The sequence below is a fragment of the Polaromonas sp. P2_G11 genome (assembly GCF_056403595.1).
Map to the genome: position 1 here is coordinate 1,041,667 of NZ_JBFUFE010000001.1, position 20,278 is coordinate 1,061,944.

A 20,278-nucleotide genomic window follows, 5' to 3' on the forward strand; every position below is an offset into this window, starting at 1 on the left:
ACAAGGACCATGCAGACCACTTTTCCGAGACTGTTGCTCAAACATGCGGCTGAGCGCCCCGGCGCTCCGGCCATGCGCGAAAAAGAGTACGGCATCTGGCAGGCGCACAGCTGGGCCGGCATGGCGCAGCTGGTGGAGCGCATCGCCTGCGGCCTGCATGAAGCCGGGCTGCAGCGTGGCGAGCACATGGTCATCATCGGCGCCAACCGGCCGCGCCTCTATGCCACCATGCTGGCCGCGCAGTCGCTGGGCGCCATACCCATTCCGCTTTACCAGGACGCCGTGGGCGCCGAGTGTGTCTTTCCCATCAACAATGCCGACGTACGTTTTGCGCTGGTGGAAGACCAGGAGCAGGTCGACAAGCTGCTGGAGATACGCAGCCAGTGCCCGCAACTGGACCAGATCATTTATGACGACCCGCGCGGCCTGCGCAACTATGCCGAGGCCGGACTGCAATCGCTGGACGCCTTGCTGGAAAAGGGCGAAGCCTTTGCCGCAAAGCAACCCGGCTTCTTCAAGAGCGAAGTCGAAAAATCCCGGCCGGATGATGTGGCCGCGATGTTTTTCACCTCGGGCACCACGGGCAACCCCAAGGGCGTGGTCCACACCCACAACACCCTGCTGGACCGCGCCAGGGCCGGCGCCGACTTCGACAAACTCACCTCCGGCGAGGAAGTGCTGGCCTACTTGCCACCCGCGTGGGTCGGTCAGAACATCTTCAGCTATGCGCAATGGCTGGCCTGCGGCTATGTGGTGAATTGCCCCGAAAGCGCGAGCACCGTGATGATCGACCTGAAAGAAGTCGGCCCGACCTATTACTTTGCGCCACCGCGGATTTTCGAAAGCCTGCTGACGACCGTGATGATCCGCATGGAAGACGCGGGCCGCATCAAGCGCGGCATGTTCAACTATTTCATGGGCGTGGCCAAACGCGCCGGCCCAGCCCTGATGGACGGCAAACCCGTCGGTGGCATGGACAGACTGCTGTATGCGCTGGGCAGCGTAATGGTCTATGGCCCGCTGCGCAACACGCTGGGTTTTTCGCGCGTTCGCGTGGCCTACACCGCGGGTGAAGCGATTGGGCCGGACCTCTTTACCTTCTATCGTTCCATCGGCATCAACCTCAAGCAGCTCTATGGCTCGACAGAGACCGCCGTGTTTGTGTGCCTGCAGCCGGACAACGAGGCGCGTGCCGATACGGTAGGGGTGCCGATCAGCGGCGTGCAAATCAAGGTGGCCGACAACGGGGAAATCCTGGTCAAGTCCGCCGGCCTGCTCAAGGAATATTACAAAAACCCCACGGCGACGGCCGAGGTGCTGAGCGCCGACGGCTGGTATCACACCAGCGACGCGGGCTTTATCGATGCCAGCGGCCACCTCAAGATCATCGACCGCGTGAAAGACGTGGGCCGCATCAAGGGCGGTGCCAACGACGGCGCCATGTTCGCGCCCAAGTATGTGGAGAACAAGCTCAAGTTCTTCCCGCATATCAAGGAAGTCGTGGCCTACGGTGATGGCCGCGAAAAAGTCTGCGTGATGATCAACATCGACTTCGACGCCGTGGGCAACTGGGCCGAACGCCGCAATCTGCCTTACGCCGGCTACACCGATCTGGCGCAGAAGCCCGAGGTCTACCAGCTCATCAAGGAATGTGTCGAAAAAGTCAACGCCGACCTCAGCGTGGATGCGCTGCTGGCCGGCTCACAGGTCAGCCGCTTCCTGGTGCTGCACAAGGAGCTGGACGCAGATGACGGTGAACTCACACGAACGAACAAGGTGCGGCGCGGCTTCATTGCCGAGAAGTACCAGCCGCTGATCGATGCGCTCTATGGCGACAAGACCGAACAGTTCATTGAAACGGTCGTGAAGTTTGAAGACGGCCGCAGTGGCAGCGTCAGCGCGACCCTGAAGATCAGTGACACCCAGACTTTTGCGCCCGTGAAGGCAGCAGCATGACTAAAAAGATCGGCGACGTCATATTGGACGTCAACAACATCAGCCTGAGTTTTGGCGGGGTCAAGGCCCTCTCGGATATTTCCTTCAATGTGAAAGAGCACGAGATTCGCGCCATCATCGGCCCCAATGGTGCGGGCAAGAGCTCCATGCTCAACTGCATCAACGGCGTTTATGCGCCGCAGCAGGGCTCCATCACTTTCCGCGGCCAGACCTTCAAGCACATGAACAGCCATCAGGTGGCGGTCATGGGCGTGGCGCGCACTTTCCAGAATCTGGCGCTCTTCAAGGGCATGAGCGTGCTCGACAACATCATGTCGGGCCGCAACCTAAAGATCAAAAGCAACCTGCTGCTGCAGGCGCTGCGCATAGGTCCCGCCGAAAAAGAAGAAATCATGCACCGCGAGGCAGTGGAAAAAATCATCGACTTCCTGGAAATCCAGGCCTATCGCAAGACGCCCGTCGGGCAACTGCCCTACGGCTTGCAAAAACGCGTTGACCTGGGCCGTGCGCTGGCGATGGAGCCGCAAGTCCTGCTGCTCGACGAACCCATGGCCGGCATGAACGTCGAGGAAAAACAGGACATGTGCCGCTTCGTACTCGACGTGAACGACGAGTTCGGCACCACCGTCGTGCTGATCGAGCACGACATGGGCGTGGTGATGGACATCTCCGACCGCGTAGTGGTGCTCGACTACGGCAAAAAAATCGGCGACGGCACCCCCGACGAAGTACGCAACAACGAAGACGTGATCAAGGCTTACCTCGGAACGAGCCACTAACCATGAACAAAAAATCCCAACTGAACAAATCCAGCGACCGCCGCGGAACCGGCTTCGCCGGGCCGCTAGCGGTGTCCCCCTCAGGGGGAGAGGCGGCTACACGAAGTGAGCCCGCAACAGGGGGGAGCCAATAACATGGGTTCATTTCTTGAGACCATCATCGGCGGCCTCATGTCCGGCATGCTGTATTCGCTGGTCGCGCTGGGCTTTGTGCTGATCTACAAGGCTTCGGGCGTCTTCAATTTCGCCCAAGGCGCGATGGTGCTGTTCGCGGCACTGGCCATGGCGCGGTTCTCCGAATGGATACCGCAATGGACGGGCCTGGACAGCAAGTTCATCAACAACGCACTGGCCTTTGCAGCCGCGCTGGCCATCATGGTGGTGGTGGCCTGGTTGATTGAGAAACTGGTGCTAAGCAAGCTCGTGAACCAGGAAGGCGTGGCGCTGCTGATGGCGACGCTGGGCATTTCGTATTTCCTGGACGGCTTCGGCCAGACTATCTTTGGTTCCAGCATTTACAAGATTGACGTGGGCATGCCCAAGGACCCGATGTTCCTGCTGGAAGGTATCTTCCAGGGCGGCCTGCTGGTGAACCAGGAAGACCTGGTCGCCGCGCTGATCGCGACTGCCCTGGTGGCGGCACTGGCCGCCTTCTTCCAGTACACCAGCACAGGCCGGGCCCTGCGCGCGGTGGCGGACGACCACCAGGCCGCGCAATCCATCGGCATTCCGCTGAACCGCATCTGGGTCATCGTCTGGAGCGTGGCAGGCTTCGTGGCCCTGGTGTCCGGCGTCATCTGGGGCAGCAAGCTGGGCGTGCAATTTTCGCTCTCGGTGCTGGCGCTCAAGGCGCTGCCGCTGGTGATTTTGGGCGGCCTGACTTCGGTGCCCGGCGCGATTGTGGGTGGGCTGATTCTTGGCGTTGGCGAGAAACTGGCCGAAGTCTTTCTCGGGCCCTATGTCGGCGGCGGTATTGAAATCTGGTTCGCGTATGTGCTTGCGCTTTGTGTCTTGCTCGTTCGGCCTCAGGGCTTGTTCGGCGAGAAAATTATTGATCGCGTCTGAAGCCGCTTCTATCTAAAGAAAAACCATGTTTTACAGAGAAAACGGCCAGTTCAAAACCAACTACCGGGCGGACCAGCAGATCTTCCCGATCCTGCAGGACCGGGTACTGATCGCACTCCTCCTCTTGGTGGCATTTGTCGTAATCCCGGTGTTATCCGTGTTTCCGCCCGAGAAACACTTGTACCGCTACCTTATTGGCCTGGCGCTTATAACAATGTCGTTCGCCGGATTCAAGTGGTCCGGATGGAAGAGGGGTTTGCTGGTCTCACTTCTATCCGTCTGCATCGCACTAATACATCCTTTGCTTGCTTCGGACTATATGTTCCGAGCCATCCTGATTCCTTTTCTGATCTTCTCGCTGGCGGCAGTGGGTGTGAACATCCTGGTGGGATATTGCGGGCAGATCTCGCTGGGCTCAGGCGCCTTTATGGCCGTAGGCGCCTATGGGGCCTACAACTTTTTTGTACGCTTTCCCGGCATGCCGCTGATTCCGGCGCTGATCCTGGGTGGTTTGTGCGCCATGCTGTTTGGCATTTTGTTCGGGCTGCCCAGCTTGCGCGTGAAGGGCCTGTACCTGGCGGTGACCACGCTGGCCGCGCAGTTCTTCAGCGACTGGATGTTCCTGCGCATCAAATGGTTCACGATGGACACGCCCTCGGGCTCGGTGTCGGTCTCCAACCTGCAGGTGTTTGGACTGCCCATCGAAAGCGCGCTGAGCAAATACCTGTTTTGCCTGGCCATCGTGGTGGTGATCACCCTGCTGGCCAAAAACCTTGTGCGCAGCGCGATCGGCCGCGAGTGGATGGCCATTCGCGACATGGACGTCGCCGCCGCTGTGATCGGCATACGCCCCATGTACGCCAAGCTCAGCGCCTTTGCGGTGAGCTCTTTCATCATCGGCATCGCCGGTGGCCTGTGGGCTTTTATCTACCTGGGCGCCTGGGAACCTGCGGCCTTCTCGGTGGACTACTCCTTCCGCCTGCTGTTCATGGTGATCATCGGCGGCATGGGCGCCATCATGGGCAGCTTCTTCGGTGCGGCTTTCATCGTGGTGCTGCCGATCGTGCTGAGCCAGCTGCTGCCGGTGCTGGCCGGCTGGCTGGGCATCTCGATCTCCACGGCGGGCATCTCGCACGCGGAACTGATGATTTTCGGCGGTTTGATCGTGTGGTTTTTGATTGTCGAGCCGCACGGGTTGGCCAAGCTGTGGGCCGTTGGAAAGCAGAAATTACGGCTATGGCCATTCCCCCACTGAAACTATGGCCCCCACGCTTTTCACTTCGTGTAATACGCTGCCCCCCGCGGGGGCGCTGCGCCTGCGGCCCGGCAAAGCCGGTTCCGCGGCCCCGGCTGGTAGGGGGCTTCTGCTCGAAATCACCGATGCGCGGTGGATTGTTAGGTCGTTTACTGAGGTGTCAGTTTTTTCACGGTGTTTATAAATTTTCCAGGAGACAACAATGAAGATTCGTAATGTGATGTTGGCGGTGGCAATCCTCGCCACCGGCGCTTCGTCCCTCGTGGCGACTAGCGCATTCGCCCAGGCGAAGGAGCAGTTCTTCCCGGTGCTGTCCTACCGCACCGGGCCTTACGCGCCCAACGGCGTGCCCTGGGCCAACGGCTATGTGGACTACCTCAAGCTGGTCAATGCGCGCGGCGGCATCAATGGCGTGAAGATCTCGTTTGAAGAGTGCGAAACCGGCTATGACACCGCACGCAGCGTGGAGTGCTACGAACGCCTGAAAGGCAAGAACGGCGGCGCCACGCTGGTGCAACCGCTGTCTACCGGTGCGACATTTGCCATCACTGAGAAAGCGCCCGTCGATAAAATCCCCGTGGTGACCGTGGGCTATGGCCGCAGCGAAAGCGCGGACGGCTCCATCTTCAAATGGAACTTCCCGATTGCCGGCACCTACTGGGTTGCCGCCGACGCCATCCTTCAGGCCATCGCCAAGAAGGAAGGCGGCTTCGACAAGCTCAAGGGCAAGCGCATTGCGCTGGTCTATCACGACTCGCCGTTCGGCAAGGAGCCGATCCCGCTGATGCAGGAACGCGCCGCCATGCACGGCTTTACCTTGCAACTGCTGCCTGTTACCGCGCCCGGTGTCGAGCAAAAGGCCACCTGGCTGCAGGTTCGCCAGTCGCGCCCTGACTACGTCGCGCTGTGGGGCTGGGGCATCATGAACACCACTGCCATCAAGGAAGCGCAGGCCACCGGCTACCCGCGCGAGAAGATGTACGGCGTGTGGTGGGCCGGCGCAGAGCCTGACGTGAAAGACGTGGCCGACGGCGCCAAGGGCTACAACGCCGTGACGATGCAGCACGGCGCCGAGCCGAACTCCAAGCTGGCCAAAGACATGCTGACCCTGGTGCACGGCAAAGGCCAGGGCACGGGCCCCAAGGAAGAAGTCGGCCAGGTTCTTTACATGCGTGGCGCCATGAGCGCGATGCTGGGCGTGGAAGGCCTTCGCGCTGCACAAGACCGTTTCGGCAAGGGAAAAATCATGACAGGCGAGCAGGTGCGCTGGGGCCTGGAAAACCTGAACCTGACGCAGGCCAAGCTGGATGCGCTGGGCTTTGCCGGCGTGATGCGGCCTATCAGCACCTCGTGCACCGACCACATGGGCTCGGCATGGGCACGTATCCATACCTGGGACGGCAAGGAGTGGAAGTTCACTTCCGACTGGCTGCAGGCTGACGAGCAGGTGATCAAACCCCTGGTCAAGTCGACCGCCGCCAAATACGCAACAGAGAAAAAACTGACGGCGCGCACACCCGCTGACTGCCAAAGCTAGGCTCCCCCGTGGCGGCGTTCTGCGCCGCCTCCCCCTCAAGGGGCGGCACTGGCGGACCGGCAAAGCCGGATCCACGGTGCCCTTGCCTTGAAATCCTCCCGCCTGGCGGGAGGGGTGCGGCTCTCGCGAGCCGCCAGCCTTGAGGGCTGATCGCCTTGCCAGCAGCCCTCAAGATTGGTCAGGAAAAAATATGGACACACCTAACATCGTTCTCAACGTCAACGGCATCGAGGTCATCTACAACCACGTGATCCTGGTGCTCAAGGGCGTCTCGCTGCAAGTCTCGCAGGGCCGCATCGTGGCCATCCTGGGCGGCAACGGCGCAGGCAAGACCACGACTCTGCGCGCGATTTCCAATCTGCTCAGGGGGGAGCGCGGCGAAGTCACCAAAGGTTCCATCGAGCTGCGCGGCGAGCGCATAGAAAACCTCTCGCCGGCCGACCTGGTGCAGCGCGGCGTGGTGCAGGTGATGGAGGGACGACACTGCTTTGCCCATCTGACCATCGAAGAAAACCTGCTGACCGGCGGCTACACGCGCAGCAGCAAGGCCGAAGTGGCGGCGAATCTGGAGAAGGTTTACAACTACTTTCCGCGCCTGAAAACCCGACGCACTTCGCAGGCGGCTTATACGTCGGGCGGCGAGCAGCAAATGTGCGCCATCGGCCGCGCGCTCATGGCAAACCCGTCGATGGTGCTGCTGGACGAGCCCTCCATGGGCCTGGCGCCGCAGATTGTCGAAGAAGTGTTCAACATCGTGAAAGACCTGAACCAGAAGGAGCAAGTCACCTTCCTGCTGGCCGAGCAGAACACCAACATGGCACTCAAATATGCCGACTACGGCTACATCATGGAAAGCGGCCGTGTGGTGATGGACGGCGCGGCCAGTGACCTGGCCAATAACGAGGACGTCAAGGAGTTCTACCTTGGCGTGGGCGGCGGCGAGCGCAAGAGCTTCAAGGATGTGAAGAGCTACAAGCGGCGCAAACGGTGGCTGGCGTAGAACATGACCCCCACGCTTGTCACTTCGTGTACTGCGCTGCCCCCCGAGGGGGCCGCTGCGCCTGCGGCCCGGCAAAGCCGGTTCCGCGGCCCCTGCTGGTTTAAGACTTCTCCTTGCCCAGGTTTTCTCCAAATATGACCACACATTACGACTCACTGGAAGTGCGAAGCCCTACGGAACGCGAGGCGGCCCTGCTGACGGCCTTGCCGCAGCAGATTGCCCATGCCAAGACGCGGGCGCCTGCCTTCACCGCCATTCTCAAGGACGTTGACGCCCAGGCCATCACATCACGTGCGGAACTGGCGCGATTGCCCGTCACGCGCAAGCATGAGCTCCTTGAGCGCCAGCAGGCCGAGCGCGCGCCCGGTGGCAGTGGCAACGCATTTGGCGGTTTCAGCGCTTTGCGCTACGGCGCGCATATGCCTCATGTTTTTGCCAGCCCTGGCACCATTTACGAGCCCGGCGGCAAGCGCAAGGACTACTGGCGCATGGCCAGGGCCTTGTATGCCGCGGGCTTTCGCCCCGGCCAGCTGATCCACAACAGTTTCAGCTACCACTTTGTGCCGGCAGGCTCCATGATGGAAACCGGCGCGCATGCCCTCGGTTGCACCGTGTTCCCGGGCGGTACCGGCCAGACGGAGCAGCAGGTACACGCCATGGCGGAACTCAGGCCGGCCGGCTACATCGGCACACCAAGCTTCCTGAAAATCATCATGGAGAAGGCCGCCGAAATGAAGGTGGAACTGCCGACCGTGACGCGGGCACTGGTTTCAGGCGAGGCGTTTCCCCCCAGCCTGCGCGACTGGCTGGGTGAGCGCGGCATTGCGGGCTACCAGTGTTATGCCTCGGCCGACCTGGGCCTGATTGCGTACGAAACCGAAGCGCGTGAAGGGCTGGTGCTGGATGAAGGCGTGATCGTGGAAATCGTGCGCCCTGGAACGGGTGACCCGGTGGCTGAGGGCGAAGTGGGAGAGCTGGTGGTGACCACCCTCAATCCCGGCTATCCGCTGATTCGCTTTGGCACGGGCGACCTTTCCGCCATCCTTGCGGGCACCTGCCCCACGGGACGCACCAATGCGCGCATCAAGGGCTGGATGGGAAGAGCCGACCAGACCGTCAAGGTCCGCGGGATGTTTGTACATCCCGGGCAGGTCGCTGACATTGCCCGGCGCTTTCCGGAAGTGATCAAGGCCAGGCTGGTGGTCAGCGGAGAGATGGCGAGCGACAACATGCACTTCCAGGTCGAAACCGCGTCCGCCCCGGACGGCCTGGACCAGCGTATCGGCGACGCCATCCGTGACGTCACCAAATTGCGCGGCACCGTGCAACTGGTGGCGCCCGGCAGTCTCCCCAACGACGGGAAGGTTATTGAGGATGCACGTAGTTACAAGTAGAGCCCCCACGCTTGTCGCTGCGCGTACTGCGCTGCCCCCAAAGGGGCGCTGCCAGCAAAGCGACCGGGGGCTAGCCCTTACGTAGTTCCCGCGATGTTTGCGCAGTAAGCGGATCGTAAACTTGGCGCGTTCATCACAAGGAGACGCTCATGAAACGCCTGTTAGTCCTCGCCGCTGCTGCAACGGCCATATTTGCAGCCCACGCGCAAGCCCCCGCCTTCCCCGGCTCCAAGCCAGTCACTCTGGTGGTCCCATTCGCGGCCGGCGGCCCAACCGACCGTGTGGCACGCGACCTGGCCGAAGCCATGCGCAAAGCCATGGGCGGCAGCGCCAACTTCGTGGTGGAAAACGTCAACGGCGCCGGCGGCACCATCGGTGCGGCCAAGGTAGCCCGCGCAACACCCGATGGTCACACCTTGCTGGTGCACCACATCGGCATGGCGGCCGCGCCGGCCCTGTATCGCAAGCTGCCCTACAAGGTGCTGGACGATTTCGAGTTCCTGGGCATGATCAACGAAGTACCGATGACCATCATCGGCAAACCGCAGCTGCCGGCCAACAACTACCGCGATTTCGAGAATTACATTCGCGCCAATGCCGGCAAACTCAATATCGCCCATGCAGGATTGGGCTCGGCATCGCACCTCTGTGGCCTGATGTGGCAGGCAGCCATCAACGCCAAGGACGCGATGACCACCATTCCCTTCGGCGGCACGGCGCCGGCCATGAATGCACTGGTGGGCGGACAGGTCGACATGATGTGTGACCAGACCACCAACACCACCGGCCAGATTGAAGCCGGCCGCGTCAAGGCGTTTGCGGTCACGACCGCCAAACCGCTGAAGAACAACAAGCTGCTCAAGGACTATCCGACGCTGCAGGAAATGGGCCTCAAAAACTTTGACCTGACGATCTGGCACGGCATGTACGCCCCCAAGGGAACGCCGCCGGCCGTGATGACCCAGCTCAACAACGCCCTGAAAGTGGCGCTCAAGGATCCCGACTTCATCAAGAAGCAGGAAGGCCTTGGCGCCGTGGTGGTGACCGACAAGCGTGTCGAGCCCGCCGCCCACAAGGCTTTTGTATCCGCCGAGATCAACAAGCTCAAGCCCGTGATCGACGCCGCCGGCAAGTTCGCCGACTGATCTGTTGACCGTTTGATTGCCAGCCGCCCGGTTCATGCCGGGCGGCTTTTCTTTTTTTGGATGGCTGGGTTGAAACCCTCTTGAAGCATGAACCCACGCACGCTATCTTCATGTGACCCCCGGCCGCGCCGGCCATCCCTGGAGCCCCTCTTGAACAACAATAGCAAGCCCTTTCTTTCCCGTCGCTACGGCGCTTTCCTGGCCACCGCGCTGACCGCCGTCGCCACCTTTATGGCCACGCCCTCCGCCTGGGCGCAAAGCGCCAGCTGGCCCACCAGGCCCGTCAAAATCGTCGTGCCCTTCGCGCCAGGCGGCACCACCGACATCCTGGCCCGCGCCATGGCGCCGGAACTCTCCAAAGCCTTCGGCCAGCCCTTTGTGGTTGAGAACCGTGCCGGTGCCGGCGGCAACATTGGCGCAGACGTGGTCGCCAAATCCGCGCCTGACGGCTACACCCTGCTGATGGGCACCGTGGGCACGCATGGCATCAACAAGTCGCTGTACAGCAAGATGGCCTACGACCCGCAAAAAGACTTTGCACCCATCACGCTGGTCGCGGGTGTGCCCAACGTCATGGTGGTCAACGCCGAAAAAGCCAAAGCCGCGGGCATCAACAACGTCACGGACTTCATACGCGCGGCCAAAGCCAAGCCCGGCACTTTCAACATGGCCTCCAGCGGCAACGGCACGTCCATCCACCTGGCGGGTGAACTGTTTAAAACCATGAGCGGAACCTATATGACGCACTTCCCCTACAGCGGATCCGGCCCCGCGCTGCTGGCACTGGTGGGCGGCGACATGGACGTCATGTTCGACAACCTGCCGTCTTCCATGCAGCTCATCAAGTCCGGCAAACTCAAGGCACTGGCCGTGACGAGCTCAGAACGCTCAGCGGCCCTGCCTGACGTCCCCACCATAGAACAGGCCGGCGGCCCGGCCATGAAAGGTTTCGATGCGAGCTCCTGGTTCGGCCTGCTCGCCCCCGCCGGTACGCCGCCCGACATTGTGAACCGCATCCAGCAGGAAGCCGCCAAGGCGCTGGGCACGCCTGCGATGAAAGAGAAGCTCCTCGCGCAGGGTGCGATTCCCAGCGGCAATACGCCGCAACAGTTCACGGCCTTTATCAATGCCGAGCACAAGAAGTGGGCGCAGGTGGTGAAGGCTTCGGGGGCGAAGGTGGACTGAGCGCATATCAACTCACCATGCAAAAAGCCCTGTCACCAGGGCTTTTTGGTATGGGTCAGCGCGACTGCTAAGCCTAAACGCCCCAAACCACCTCATGCCCCGACTTCAGGTTGCGTTGCAGCATGTCGATAAACGGCACGGCGCGCTGGCGCAGGCCCAGGCCGTCGCCAGGGACGACCCCCTCGTCGGCATTGGCATCGTGGGCTTCCTCGTGCGCGATCGCTGCCTGCAGGGCGGCTATCGCGGCGGGCATTTGCTCGGGCAGGATGATGCCTTTGGGGGCGGGGTCTTTGCCGATGATTTCGAGGACCTTGCGGCCGTTGGCTTCGAGCATGATCACGTCGCCGGCGTCTTTGGATTTGAATTTATAAAGCATGGTGGCTCCTCAAGTTGGACAGACAGGCCATTATGGAAAGTTTTCGAACCCGTGTATGTAGGCTGGTTTCACCTGTTGCGGCCCCGGGGTTCCGGCTACGGCTGCCGGGCCGGCCGCGCGGCTCAAGCAAAATAGGGCCCATGTTCAATATCGCCACTGTCCCCAAGTCGGCTCGCCAGGCGCTCAGCCAGGACGGGCTGAGCCTGCTCAACCCTGCCGAGCTGACGGCCACGCTGGAACTGCCGACGCCGGCCTGGACATCAGGCTGGCAGGCGCTGACAGACTCCTGGAACCGCTTGCCGCCTGACGCCCATCTGAAAGACGGTGGCCACTACCGCAAGCGCCGCCATTCCTGCTTCGTCCAGGAGCTGGCCGAAGGCACGCTCACGCAAACCCCGCATCGTGCCCACTGGCAACCCACCGACTACAACGCCCTGCACGGCGGCTTCGAGCGCTGGTTCGACCCGGTCGAGCCAGCGGTAGCCACAGCCCCGGCATGGACGGACCTGCTGGCCAATCTGGGCAAGCTGTTTGCGCAAGTGCAACCCGCCGGGCGCTGGCATATTGAAGCGCACCAGTTCCGCATCGACACCGCGGGCGGGGTAGGCCGGCCCACGCCTGAAGGCGCACATCGCGACGGTGTGGACTTCGTGGTGGTGATGATGGTGGCGCGGCACGGCGTCAAAGGCGGCGAAACCCGGGTGTTCGATGCCAACGGCCCGCATGGTGTGCGCTTTGTGATGCAGGAGCCCCTGACGGCGCTTCTGCTGGACGATGCCCGGGTAATTCACGAGACCACGCCCATCCTGCCGGCAGACGATCGGGCCGGCAGTAGTTTTCGGGATACGCTGGTGCTCACTTACCGGGCAGCGGGCTTTCAGGCCCCCTGATATCCGGCTGGCGCGGCAGCCGTAAATACCGGCACACCTCTGCACCGCTGCGGTAACACCCGTTTTCCGGTGTTGCGAAAAACACCGGAAAACCCGCTTGACGGATTTAGTTTAAACCTAAACAATTAAGGTCAAATTAATCCAGAGAGTACGCATTCATGCACATTCTTTGCCTGGGCGGCGGTCCCGCAGGCTTGTATTTCGCCCTGCTGATGAAGCTGCAAAATCCGGCGCATCAGGTGACGGTGGTCGAGCGCAACCGGCCTTTTGACACCTTCGGCTGGGGCGTGGTGCTGTCGGACCAGACGCTGGGCAACCTGCGCATGGCCGACCCGGTCAGCGCACAGCTGATCGGCGACGCCTTCAACCATTGGGATGACGTGGAGGTGTTCTTCAAGGGCCGCTCGGTGCGCTCCGGCGGCCACGGTTTCTGCGGTATCGGCCGCAAGCGTCTGCTCAACATCCTGCAGGAGCGCTGCATCGCGCTGGGCGTGGACCTGGTGTTCGAAACCGACGTGCAGGACGACCAGGCTATCGCTGCGCAATACAACGCCGACGTGGTGATCGCCAGCGACGGTCTGAACAGCCGCATCCGCAACCGTTATGCGGAGACCTTCAAGCCAGACGTGGAGCTTCGCGCCTGCCGTTTTGTCTGGCTGGGCACGCACAAAACTTTCGATGCTTTCACCTTCGCCTTCGAGCAGACTGAGCATGGCTGGTTCGCCGCACATGCCTACAAGTTTGACGAGAACACTTCGACCTTTATCGTCGAGACACCCGAGGCCGTGTGGAAGGCGCACGGCCTGGACCAGATGAGCCAGGAAGACGGCATCTCATTTTGTGAACGCCTGTTTGCCAAATACCTGGACGGCAACGCGCTGATGAACAACGCGACGCATGTGCGCGGCTCGGCGATCTGGATACGTTTTCCGCGTGTGGTTTGTGAACGTTGGGTTCACGAGGAAAACATCAACGGCAAACAGGTGCCCATCGTACTCATGGGCGATGCAGCGCATACCGCGCATTTTTCCATCGGCAGTGGTACCAAGCTGGCGCTGGAAGACGCGATTGAGTTGACCAACTGTTTTGCGCAGCACGGTGATGCCGCTGCGGCGCTCAAAACCTATGAAGCCCTCCGCTCCGTGGAAGTGCTGAAGATCCAGAACGCGGCGCGCAACTCGACCGAGTGGTTTGAGAACGTTGACCGCTACAGTGGCATGGAGGCCGAGCAGTTCTTTTATTCGCTGCTCACACGCTCGCAGCGCATCAGCCACGAGAACCTGCGCGTGCGCGATGCCGCCTGGCTGCAGGGTTATGAGCAGTGGTTGGCTAAAAGCAGCGCACCGCATGCACCGCCGCCCATGCTGCTGCCTTTGAAGGTCCGCGAACTGAATCTGAAGAACCGTATCGTCGTTTCGCCCATGGCTACCTACAGCGCGGTGGACGGCGTGCCGCAGGACTTCCACCTGGTTCACCTTGGCGCGCGCGCATTGGGTGGCGCTGCGCTGGTGTTTGTCGAAATGACCGCACCGTGCGCAGAAGGCCGAATCACCCCCGGCTGCCCGGGCTTGTGGAACGAGACGCAGGCCAGGGCCTTCAAGCGCATCGTGGATTTTGTCCATGCCTCGGGTGCCGGCGCCAGAATCGGCATGCAACTGGGACACAGCGGCCCCAAAGGCTCCACGCAAGTCGGCTGGGAAGAGCCCGACGAGCCGCTCGTCACCGGCAACTGGCCGCTGCTGGCGGCTAGCGCTGTGGCTTACGGCCCCACCAACCAGGTGCCGCAAGCCATGACACGCGTCGACATGGACCGTGTCAAGACTGAGTTCGTGCAGTCCACCCGCTACGCGGCCGAAGCCGGGTTTGACTGGCTTGAGCTGCATTGCGCCCACGGCTATCTGCTGTCGAGCTTTATCACGCCGCTGACCAACCAGCGCACGGACGAGTACGGCGGCAGCCTGGAAAACCGCTGCCGCTTTCCGCTGGAGGTGTTTGCCGCCATGCGTGAAGTGTGGCCGGCGCATCTGCCGATGAGCGTGCGGATCTCCGCGCACGACTGGGCGCCGGGCGGTAACACCGCCGACGATGCCGTTGCCGTCGCCCGGATGTTCAAGGCCGCAGGGTGCGACTTCATCGACGTGTCGTCGGGCCAGACCACGCGCGCGGCCAAGCCGGTTTACGGCCGCATGTACCAGACGCCGTTTGCCGACCGCATCCGCAACGAGGTGGGCATACAGACCATCGCCGTGGGCGCGATCTCGGAAGTCGACCATGTCAACAGCATCATTGCAGCCGGCCGTGCCGACCTCTGCGCCGTTGCCCGCCCGCACCTGGCCGACCCCGCCTGGACGCTGCACGAAGCTGCCAAGCTGCAAAGCCGCCATGTGGATTGGCCACAACCCTACCTGAGCGGGCGCGACCAGCTCTACCGTGAACTCTCGAAGCAAAAAGAGCTTGCAGCGCAGACAGGACAAGCGCAAGTTGCTATCAAATAGATAGCGCCAACAAGTAGCATTATCAAGGAGACACGCCATGGACATGGAAGCAAGAGGCCACAGCGAACACCCCGAAGCGTTGCGGCTCTGGCTGCGCATGCTGACCTGCACTCAGCTGGTGGAAAAGCAGGTGCGCACCCAGTTGCGTGAACAGTTCGACACCACCCTGCCGCGCTTTGACCTGATGGCACAACTCGAGCGCAGCCCGGAAGGGCTGAAGATGAACGAGCTGTCGCGCCGCATGATGGTGACCGGCGGCAACGTCACGGGCATTACCGACCAGCTGGTGAATGAAGGGCTGGTGGAGCGCGTGGATGTGGAGGGTGACCGCCGGGCCTATCGCGTTCGCCTGACCCCGCGGGGGCGAAAACTGTTCGACGAAATGGCAAACGAGCATGAAGCCTGGATCGTCGCGGCCTTTGAGGCTTTGTCACCACGCGAGGTGGAGTCCCTGCACAAACTGCTGGGCAAGGTCAAGCAACACCACAACGCCCTGCTGACCGACAGCAAACTGGAAACGACATGAAACACTACATCGGCCTGGCCAACCCCATGCATGCGCAGTTTGATGCGCTGGCCCATCACCAGGCGGAGCATTTCGCTTACGCCTTCGACGCCGGCGTCGCGACGCTGACGCTGAACCGGCCCGAGCGCAAGAACCCGCTGACCTTCGACTCCTACGCGGAGCTGCGCGACCTGTTCCGCACGCTGAACACCGCCACCGACGTGAAGGCAGTGGTCATCACTGGCGCCGGCGGCAATTTCTGCTCGGGCGGCGACGTGCACGAGATCATCGGGCCGCTGACAAAAATGACCATGCCGGAAATGCTGGAGTTCACGCGCATGACGGGTGACCTGATCAAGGCCATGCGCCTGTGCCCCCAGCCCATCATCGCGGCGATTGACGGTATCTGCGCCGGCGCCGGTGCCATGATGGCGCTGGCCGCCGACATGCGCCTGGGAACGGCCCAGGCGAAGACGGCGTTCCTCTTCACGCGCGTGGGCCTGGCCGGTGCCGACATGGGAGCCTGCGCGTTGCTGCCGCGCCTGATCGGACAGGGGCGCGCATCGGAACTGCTGTTTACCGGCAGATCCATGAGCGCGCAGGAAGGCTTGCAGTGGGGCTTCTTCAACGCGCTGCACGAGCCGCAAGATGTGCTGGCGCAGGCGCAAAAACTGGCGCAAGAGCTGGCTGACGGCCCGACCTTTGCGCACGGCATGACCAAAACCATGCTGCACCAGGAATGGGCGATGACGCTGGACCAGGCGATAGAGGCCGAAGCGCAGGCGCAGGCCATCTGCATGCAGACGCAAGATTTCACACGGGCGTACGAGGCCTTTTCAGCCAAACAGAAACCGGTGTTCCGCGGCGACTGAGCGCGGCAGGACGACAAGGATCACGCATGAGATCGACCACCGCCCACCTGGCACTGCCTTTTTTTGACGAGGTTCACCGCGACCTGGCGCAGCGCCTGGCCGACTGGACGCCGGATCAGTACATCGACGAGAGCGACGACCGCAGGGCTTGCAGGGAGTGGGTGAGTCTGTTGGGCGCCAACGGCTGGCTGCGCTACTGCGTGCCGGCGGGCAAGGACGGCGCCCTGGGCGGCGCGCTTGAAAAATTGGATTCCCGCGCGCTCGTCATCCTGCGCGAAACGCTGGCTTTTCATTCGCCGCTGGCCGATTTCGCGTTTGCGATGCAAGGGCTGGGCAGCGGCGCGATCACGCTGGCGGGGACGCCGGCACAGCAAGCGGCTTACCTGCCGTTGGTCGCCAACGGGAAGAGGATCGCGGCTTTTGCGCTGAGCGAACCCGACGCTGGCTCGGACGCCGGTGCCATGGTGACCTCCGCCACAGACGCGGGTGAAGGCTGGGCCTTGAACGGCAGCAAGACCTGGATCAGCAACGGAGGCATCGCGGATTTTTACGTGACCTTCGCCAAGACGGATCCGCAGGCCGGCACGCGCGGCATTACTGCCTTCATTGTCGATGCGGAAAACAAGGGCCTGGACAGCAGCGAACACATCGCTGTGATGGCGCCGCACCCGTTGGCCACGCTGAAGTTCACGCATTGCAAGCTGCCGCGGGACGCGCAGTTGGGCGCGCTGCATGGCGGGTTCAAGCTGGCGATGCAGACGCTGGACATCTTCCGCGCCTCCGTGGCCGCTGCCGCGCTGGGCATGGCGCGCCGTGCCCTGGCCGAGGCAGTGCATTTCTCGAAGGAACGGAAGATGTTCGGCCAGACGCTGGCCGACTTCCAGCTCACGCAAGCCAAGCTCGGCGAGATGGCGGCGCTGATCGATGCGGCCGCGCTGCTGACCTATCGCGCCGCCTGGATGCGCGACGAAAGCGAACGCCTGGGCAGCGGCGCGCGCATCACCGCCGAGGCAGCCATGGCCAAGATGACAGCCACCGAAAACGCCCAGAAGGTCATCGATATGGCGCTGCAGATGCATGGTGGCCTGGGCGTGAAGGTTGGCACCAAGGTGGAAAGCCTGTACCGCGACATACGCTCATTGCGCATTTACGAAGGTGCGACCGAAGTGCAGCAACTCATCATTGGAAAGGCCGTATTGCAATCATGAGCACCTCCGTCTCCGACTCCATCGAAAGTGTTGCCGCGGTACCGTCCGCACAGACGGACCGCTTTGTACATGACCGTTTGCCGCCGTACGAACAGCTTCCGCGCATGGTGTACGCGCTGCCCGAGCTGTGCATACCGGCGCAGGCCAATCTGGTGCAGAGCCTGTTTGACAAAGCTTTTCGCGAGGGACGCGCGGACAAGCCGATGCTGCGCTCGGACAAGATCACCCTGACCTATGCCGACGCACTGGAGCGCGTGAACCGCATCGCACAGGTGCTGACGGAAAACTTCGGCCTCAAGCCCGGCAACCGGGTGTTGCTGCGCGGCGGCAACTCGATCGGCATGGCGCTGGCCTGGCTAGGCGTTGTGCAAGCCGGGCTGGTGGCGGTGGCAACCATGCCGCTACTGCGTGCCAAGGAGCTGGGAGAGATCATTGAGAAAGCCAGGCCCGCGCTGGCTTTGTGTGATGCCAGCCTGCTGGAGGAATTGCAGGCGGCGCAGGCGCAAAGCGATACGCTGCCCATCATCGTGCCCTTCAACCTGATGGACGCACCGGGCTCGCTCGCGGTTCTGTCTGCGCAGAAGGACGGCGAATTCACGCCCTGCCCGGTAGCCGCCGACGACATCGCCTTGATGGCCTTCACCTCGGGCACCACGGGAAAACCCAAAGCCGCGGTGCACACGCACCGCGACGTGCTGGCGGCCAGCGAGGCCTGGCCGCGCCACGTGCTCAAGGCAAAGCCGGACGACATCGTCATCGGCTCGCCGCCGTTGGCCTTCACCTTCGGCCTGGGCGGCATGCTGATTTTCCCGATGTGGGCCGGCGCTTCGGTTTACTACCCCTCCATCGCCTATACGCCGGAGGCCATGGTCAAGCTGATCAACCAGGTCGGCGCAACGGTCTGCTACACGGCACCTACGTTTTACCGGCAGATGGCTGCTTTCGCCAAACAGCACGGCGTGCCCGGCTTGCGGGTGTGCGTGAGTGCCGGCGAGAGTCTGCCTGACGCCACGCGGCAGCTATGGAAGGACGCCACCGGTATTGAAATGATCGACGGCATCGGCGCGACCGAGATGTTCCACATCTTTATCTCCGCAGCCGGCGCCGACGTGCGCCGCGGCGCCATCGGCAAGGTGGTGCCAGGCTACACCGCCAGGGTGGTGGACGACACCGGCACGGAAGTGCCGCGCGGCACCATAGGCAAGCTGGCTGTGGTGGGCCCGACCGGCTGCCGCTACCTCGATGATGCGCGCCAGGGCAACTATGTGAAGGACGGCTGGAACTATCCGGGCGACGCCTTCATGCAGGACGCCGACGGTTATTTCTTCTACCAGGCGCGCGCCGACGACATGATCATTACCGCGGGCTACAACGTGGCGGGCCCTGAGGTGGAAGATGCCCTGCTCAAGCACCCTGCCGTAGCTGAATGCGGTGTTGTGGGCTTGCCCGACGACGACCGGGGGATGGTCGTCAAGGCCTTTGTGGTGCTCAAGCCTGATCAGGCAGCTGATGACGTCATGACAAAAGCCCTGCAAGACCACGTCAAGGCGGCGCTTGCGCCTTTCAAATATCCCCGTCAGATCGAATTCGTGACCAAGCTCCCACGCACTGAAACCGGCAAGCTGCAACGCTTCAAGCTGCGCGAATCATGAAATTCACCGCGCAAAAGCTCGTCAGGTTTCACCATTGCGATCCGGCCGGCATCGTTTTTTACCCGCAGTTTCTCTATCTGCTGCATGAGGTGCAAGAGGACTTCCTGGCCCACATCGGTTTTCCCGAACATGTCTTGATTGCCGGAGGCACGGGTGTGCCGATTGTGGATTTGAAGGTTGAGTTCCTGGGTATGTGCCGCCATGGCGACCCACTGACAATTACTTTGGAACTGACCCGCCTTGGCAACGCGAGCATGGGTATGCACTACGAAATCCATGGCAGCCCAGTTGGCAGCGCCGGGGTGACCATCAAGCTGAAAGCGCATGGCGTGGTGGTCTATTCGGAGCTCCCCAATGGCAAACCCCTGCCGCTTCCCGAACGAATGCGCAGCGCCCTGTTACCTTATTTGAAAACACCCTCAGGAAGCTCATGATCAAGAAACTACAACCGCCCGACTGGGCCGAGCCGAAAGGTTATGCCAACGGCATCCTTGCTCGCGGCGCCCTGCTGTTTGTGGGCGGCCAGATTGGCTGGAATGCGCAGCAACAGTTCGAGAGCGACGATTTCATCGCGCAGACGCGCCAGGCGCTGCTGAACATTGCGGCCGTGCTGAAGGCCGGTGGCGCCGGACCCGAACATATGGTCCGCATGACCTGGTATGTGGTGGATCGTGTCGAGTACGTGGCCAGGCTCAAGGAATTGGGTGGCGTCTACCGCGAAGTCATGGGAAAGAATTTTCCGGCCATGACATGTGTCGAGGTTGCGGCGCTGGTTGAAGACCGCGCCCAGGTCGAAATTGAAGTGACAGCAGTTATGCCGGACTGAGCAACCGCCATGCAGGCCAGCCGCAAGCAATGACTGCCAGTGATGCTACTGGCAGTAGAACCGCTGAACGCCGAATGAAGGCCGGAAAGCAAAACGCCTGCTTGATGCAGGCGTTTTGCTGTTGGCCTTGAGAGGCTA

The 20,278-nt window shown here is 61.9% G+C and carries 18 protein-coding genes; 17 read left to right on the forward strand and 1 reads right to left on the reverse strand.

The genetic code is table 11. The features are described from left to right. The first annotated feature begins 9 nt into the window (after positions 1–9). From AC1DWQ_RS05060 to AC1DWQ_RS05100, 9 genes are all read left to right on the forward strand, one after another. Positions 10–1,956 carry an AMP-dependent synthetase/ligase gene (locus AC1DWQ_RS05060; RefSeq protein WP_477668653.1) on the forward strand — a complete coding sequence of 649 codons (1,947 nt, stop codon included), beginning with the start codon at positions 10–12 and terminating at the stop codon, positions 1,954–1,956. Next, positions 1,953–2,735 (forward strand): ABC transporter ATP-binding protein, encoded by a 783-nt coding sequence (locus AC1DWQ_RS05065; protein ID WP_477668654.1) that lies wholly within the window; start codon positions 1,953–1,955, stop codon positions 2,733–2,735. Before AC1DWQ_RS05060 ends, AC1DWQ_RS05065 begins: the two co-directional genes overlap by 4 nt. A gap of 135 nt (positions 2,736–2,870) precedes the next feature. Continuing rightward, positions 2,871–3,800 (forward strand): branched-chain amino acid ABC transporter permease, encoded by a 930-nt coding sequence (locus tag AC1DWQ_RS05070; RefSeq protein ID WP_477668655.1) that lies wholly within the window; start codon positions 2,871–2,873, stop codon positions 3,798–3,800. A 25-nt stretch (positions 3,801–3,825) separates the two neighbouring features. Continuing rightward, entirely contained in the window at positions 3,826–5,055 is a 1,230-nt protein-coding gene (locus AC1DWQ_RS05075) for a branched-chain amino acid ABC transporter permease (RefSeq protein ID WP_477668656.1), read from the forward strand. 202 nt (positions 5,056–5,257) lie between these two features. Next, positions 5,258–6,592, forward strand: coding sequence for an ABC transporter substrate-binding protein (locus AC1DWQ_RS05080; protein ID WP_477668657.1), 1,335 nt, complete (start codon positions 5,258–5,260; stop codon positions 6,590–6,592). Positions 6,593–6,782: 190 nt separating this feature from the next. After that, positions 6,783–7,592: an ABC transporter ATP-binding protein gene (locus AC1DWQ_RS05085; protein WP_477668658.1), complete on the forward strand. Its 810-nt coding sequence runs from the start codon at positions 6,783–6,785 to the stop codon at positions 7,590–7,592. A gap of 134 nt (positions 7,593–7,726) precedes the next feature. Beyond that, positions 7,727–8,986, forward strand: a complete 1,260-nt coding sequence (locus AC1DWQ_RS05090; protein WP_477668659.1) for a phenylacetate--CoA ligase family protein — start codon at positions 7,727–7,729, stop codon at positions 8,984–8,986. 149 nt (positions 8,987–9,135) lie between these two features. Beyond that, positions 9,136–10,131: a tripartite tricarboxylate transporter substrate-binding protein gene (locus AC1DWQ_RS05095; protein ID WP_477668660.1), complete on the forward strand. Its 996-nt coding sequence runs from the start codon at positions 9,136–9,138 to the stop codon at positions 10,129–10,131. 231 nt (positions 10,132–10,362) lie between these two features. Next, positions 10,363–11,316, forward strand: a complete 954-nt coding sequence (locus AC1DWQ_RS05100; RefSeq protein ID WP_477668931.1) for a Bug family tripartite tricarboxylate transporter substrate binding protein — start codon at positions 10,363–10,365, stop codon at positions 11,314–11,316. Between the two features lie 73 nt (positions 11,317–11,389). On the opposite strand, the gene AC1DWQ_RS05105 is transcribed toward AC1DWQ_RS05100, so the two are convergent. Further along, positions 11,390–11,692, reverse strand: coding sequence for a DUF1840 domain-containing protein (locus tag AC1DWQ_RS05105; RefSeq protein WP_477668661.1), 303 nt, complete (start codon positions 11,690–11,692; stop codon positions 11,390–11,392). 140 nt (positions 11,693–11,832) lie between these two features. On the opposite strand from AC1DWQ_RS05105, the gene AC1DWQ_RS05110 reads away from it, so the two are divergent. The 8 genes from AC1DWQ_RS05110 (at position 11,833) to AC1DWQ_RS05145 (ending at position 20,140) form a co-directional block, all read left to right on the forward strand. Next, on the forward strand, positions 11,833–12,582 hold the full coding sequence (locus AC1DWQ_RS05110; protein WP_477668662.1) for a 2OG-Fe dioxygenase family protein: 750 nt from the start codon (positions 11,833–11,835) through the stop codon (positions 12,580–12,582). Positions 12,583–12,740: 158 nt separating this feature from the next. Continuing rightward, positions 12,741–15,077 carry a bifunctional salicylyl-CoA 5-hydroxylase/oxidoreductase gene (locus tag AC1DWQ_RS05115; RefSeq protein WP_477668663.1) on the forward strand — a complete coding sequence of 779 codons (2,337 nt, stop codon included), beginning with the start codon at positions 12,741–12,743 and terminating at the stop codon, positions 15,075–15,077. Positions 15,078–15,114: 37 nt separating this feature from the next. Next, entirely contained in the window at positions 15,115–15,603 is a 489-nt protein-coding gene (locus tag AC1DWQ_RS05120; RefSeq protein WP_477666480.1) for a MarR family winged helix-turn-helix transcriptional regulator, read from the forward strand. Then, a complete protein-coding gene (locus tag AC1DWQ_RS05125; protein ID WP_477668664.1) occupies positions 15,600–16,454 on the forward strand; it encodes an enoyl-CoA hydratase family protein in 855 nt (284 codons plus the stop codon). Before AC1DWQ_RS05120 ends, AC1DWQ_RS05125 begins: the two co-directional genes overlap by 4 nt. Before the next feature lie 26 nt (positions 16,455–16,480). Next, complete coding sequence (locus AC1DWQ_RS05130; protein ID WP_477668665.1) at positions 16,481–17,662, forward strand: acyl-CoA dehydrogenase family protein; 1,182 nt, start codon at positions 16,481–16,483, stop codon at positions 17,660–17,662. After that, complete coding sequence (locus AC1DWQ_RS05135) at positions 17,659–19,314, forward strand: benzoate-CoA ligase family protein (RefSeq protein WP_477668666.1); 1,656 nt, start codon at positions 17,659–17,661, stop codon at positions 19,312–19,314. The genes AC1DWQ_RS05130 and AC1DWQ_RS05135 overlap by 4 nt, the downstream gene beginning before the upstream one ends. Then, complete coding sequence (locus AC1DWQ_RS05140; RefSeq protein ID WP_477668667.1) at positions 19,311–19,748, forward strand: acyl-CoA thioesterase; 438 nt, start codon at positions 19,311–19,313, stop codon at positions 19,746–19,748. Before AC1DWQ_RS05135 ends, AC1DWQ_RS05140 begins: the two co-directional genes overlap by 4 nt. Beyond that, on the forward strand, positions 19,745–20,140 hold the full coding sequence (locus AC1DWQ_RS05145) for a RidA family protein (protein ID WP_477668668.1): 396 nt from the start codon (positions 19,745–19,747) through the stop codon (positions 20,138–20,140). Before AC1DWQ_RS05140 ends, AC1DWQ_RS05145 begins: the two co-directional genes overlap by 4 nt. Positions 20,141–20,278 lie beyond the last annotated feature (138 nt).

Coding starts and splice junctions, on each gene's coding strand:
- AC1DWQ_RS05085 (WP_477668658.1), top strand. CDS start 6,783: ATGGACACACCTAACATCGTTCTCAACGTCAACGGCATCGAGGTCATC.
- AC1DWQ_RS05065 (WP_477668654.1), top strand. CDS start 1,953: ATGACTAAAAAGATCGGCGACGTCATATTGGACGTCAACAACATCAGC.
- AC1DWQ_RS05115 (WP_477668663.1), top strand. CDS start 12,741: ATGCACATTCTTTGCCTGGGCGGCGGTCCCGCAGGCTTGTATTTCGCC.
- AC1DWQ_RS05080 (WP_477668657.1), top strand. CDS start 5,258: ATGAAGATTCGTAATGTGATGTTGGCGGTGGCAATCCTCGCCACCGGC.
- AC1DWQ_RS05090 (WP_477668659.1), top strand. CDS start 7,727: ATGACCACACATTACGACTCACTGGAAGTGCGAAGCCCTACGGAACGC.
- AC1DWQ_RS05130 (WP_477668665.1), top strand. CDS start 16,481: ATGAGATCGACCACCGCCCACCTGGCACTGCCTTTTTTTGACGAGGTT.
- AC1DWQ_RS05125 (WP_477668664.1), top strand. CDS start 15,600: ATGAAACACTACATCGGCCTGGCCAACCCCATGCATGCGCAGTTTGAT.
- AC1DWQ_RS05070 (WP_477668655.1), top strand. CDS start 2,871: ATGGGTTCATTTCTTGAGACCATCATCGGCGGCCTCATGTCCGGCATG.
- AC1DWQ_RS05140 (WP_477668667.1), top strand. CDS start 19,311: ATGAAATTCACCGCGCAAAAGCTCGTCAGGTTTCACCATTGCGATCCG.
- AC1DWQ_RS05060 (WP_477668653.1), top strand. CDS start 10: ATGCAGACCACTTTTCCGAGACTGTTGCTCAAACATGCGGCTGAGCGC.
- AC1DWQ_RS05075 (WP_477668656.1), top strand. CDS start 3,826: ATGTTTTACAGAGAAAACGGCCAGTTCAAAACCAACTACCGGGCGGAC.
- AC1DWQ_RS05100 (WP_477668931.1), top strand. CDS start 10,363: ATGGCCACGCCCTCCGCCTGGGCGCAAAGCGCCAGCTGGCCCACCAGG.
- AC1DWQ_RS05145 (WP_477668668.1), top strand. CDS start 19,745: ATGATCAAGAAACTACAACCGCCCGACTGGGCCGAGCCGAAAGGTTAT.
- AC1DWQ_RS05120 (WP_477666480.1), top strand. CDS start 15,115: ATGGACATGGAAGCAAGAGGCCACAGCGAACACCCCGAAGCGTTGCGG.
- AC1DWQ_RS05105 (WP_477668661.1), bottom strand. CDS start 11,692: ATGCTTTATAAATTCAAATCCAAAGACGCCGGCGACGTGATCATGCTC.
- AC1DWQ_RS05110 (WP_477668662.1), top strand. CDS start 11,833: ATGTTCAATATCGCCACTGTCCCCAAGTCGGCTCGCCAGGCGCTCAGC.
- AC1DWQ_RS05135 (WP_477668666.1), top strand. CDS start 17,659: ATGAGCACCTCCGTCTCCGACTCCATCGAAAGTGTTGCCGCGGTACCG.
- AC1DWQ_RS05095 (WP_477668660.1), top strand. CDS start 9,136: ATGAAACGCCTGTTAGTCCTCGCCGCTGCTGCAACGGCCATATTTGCA.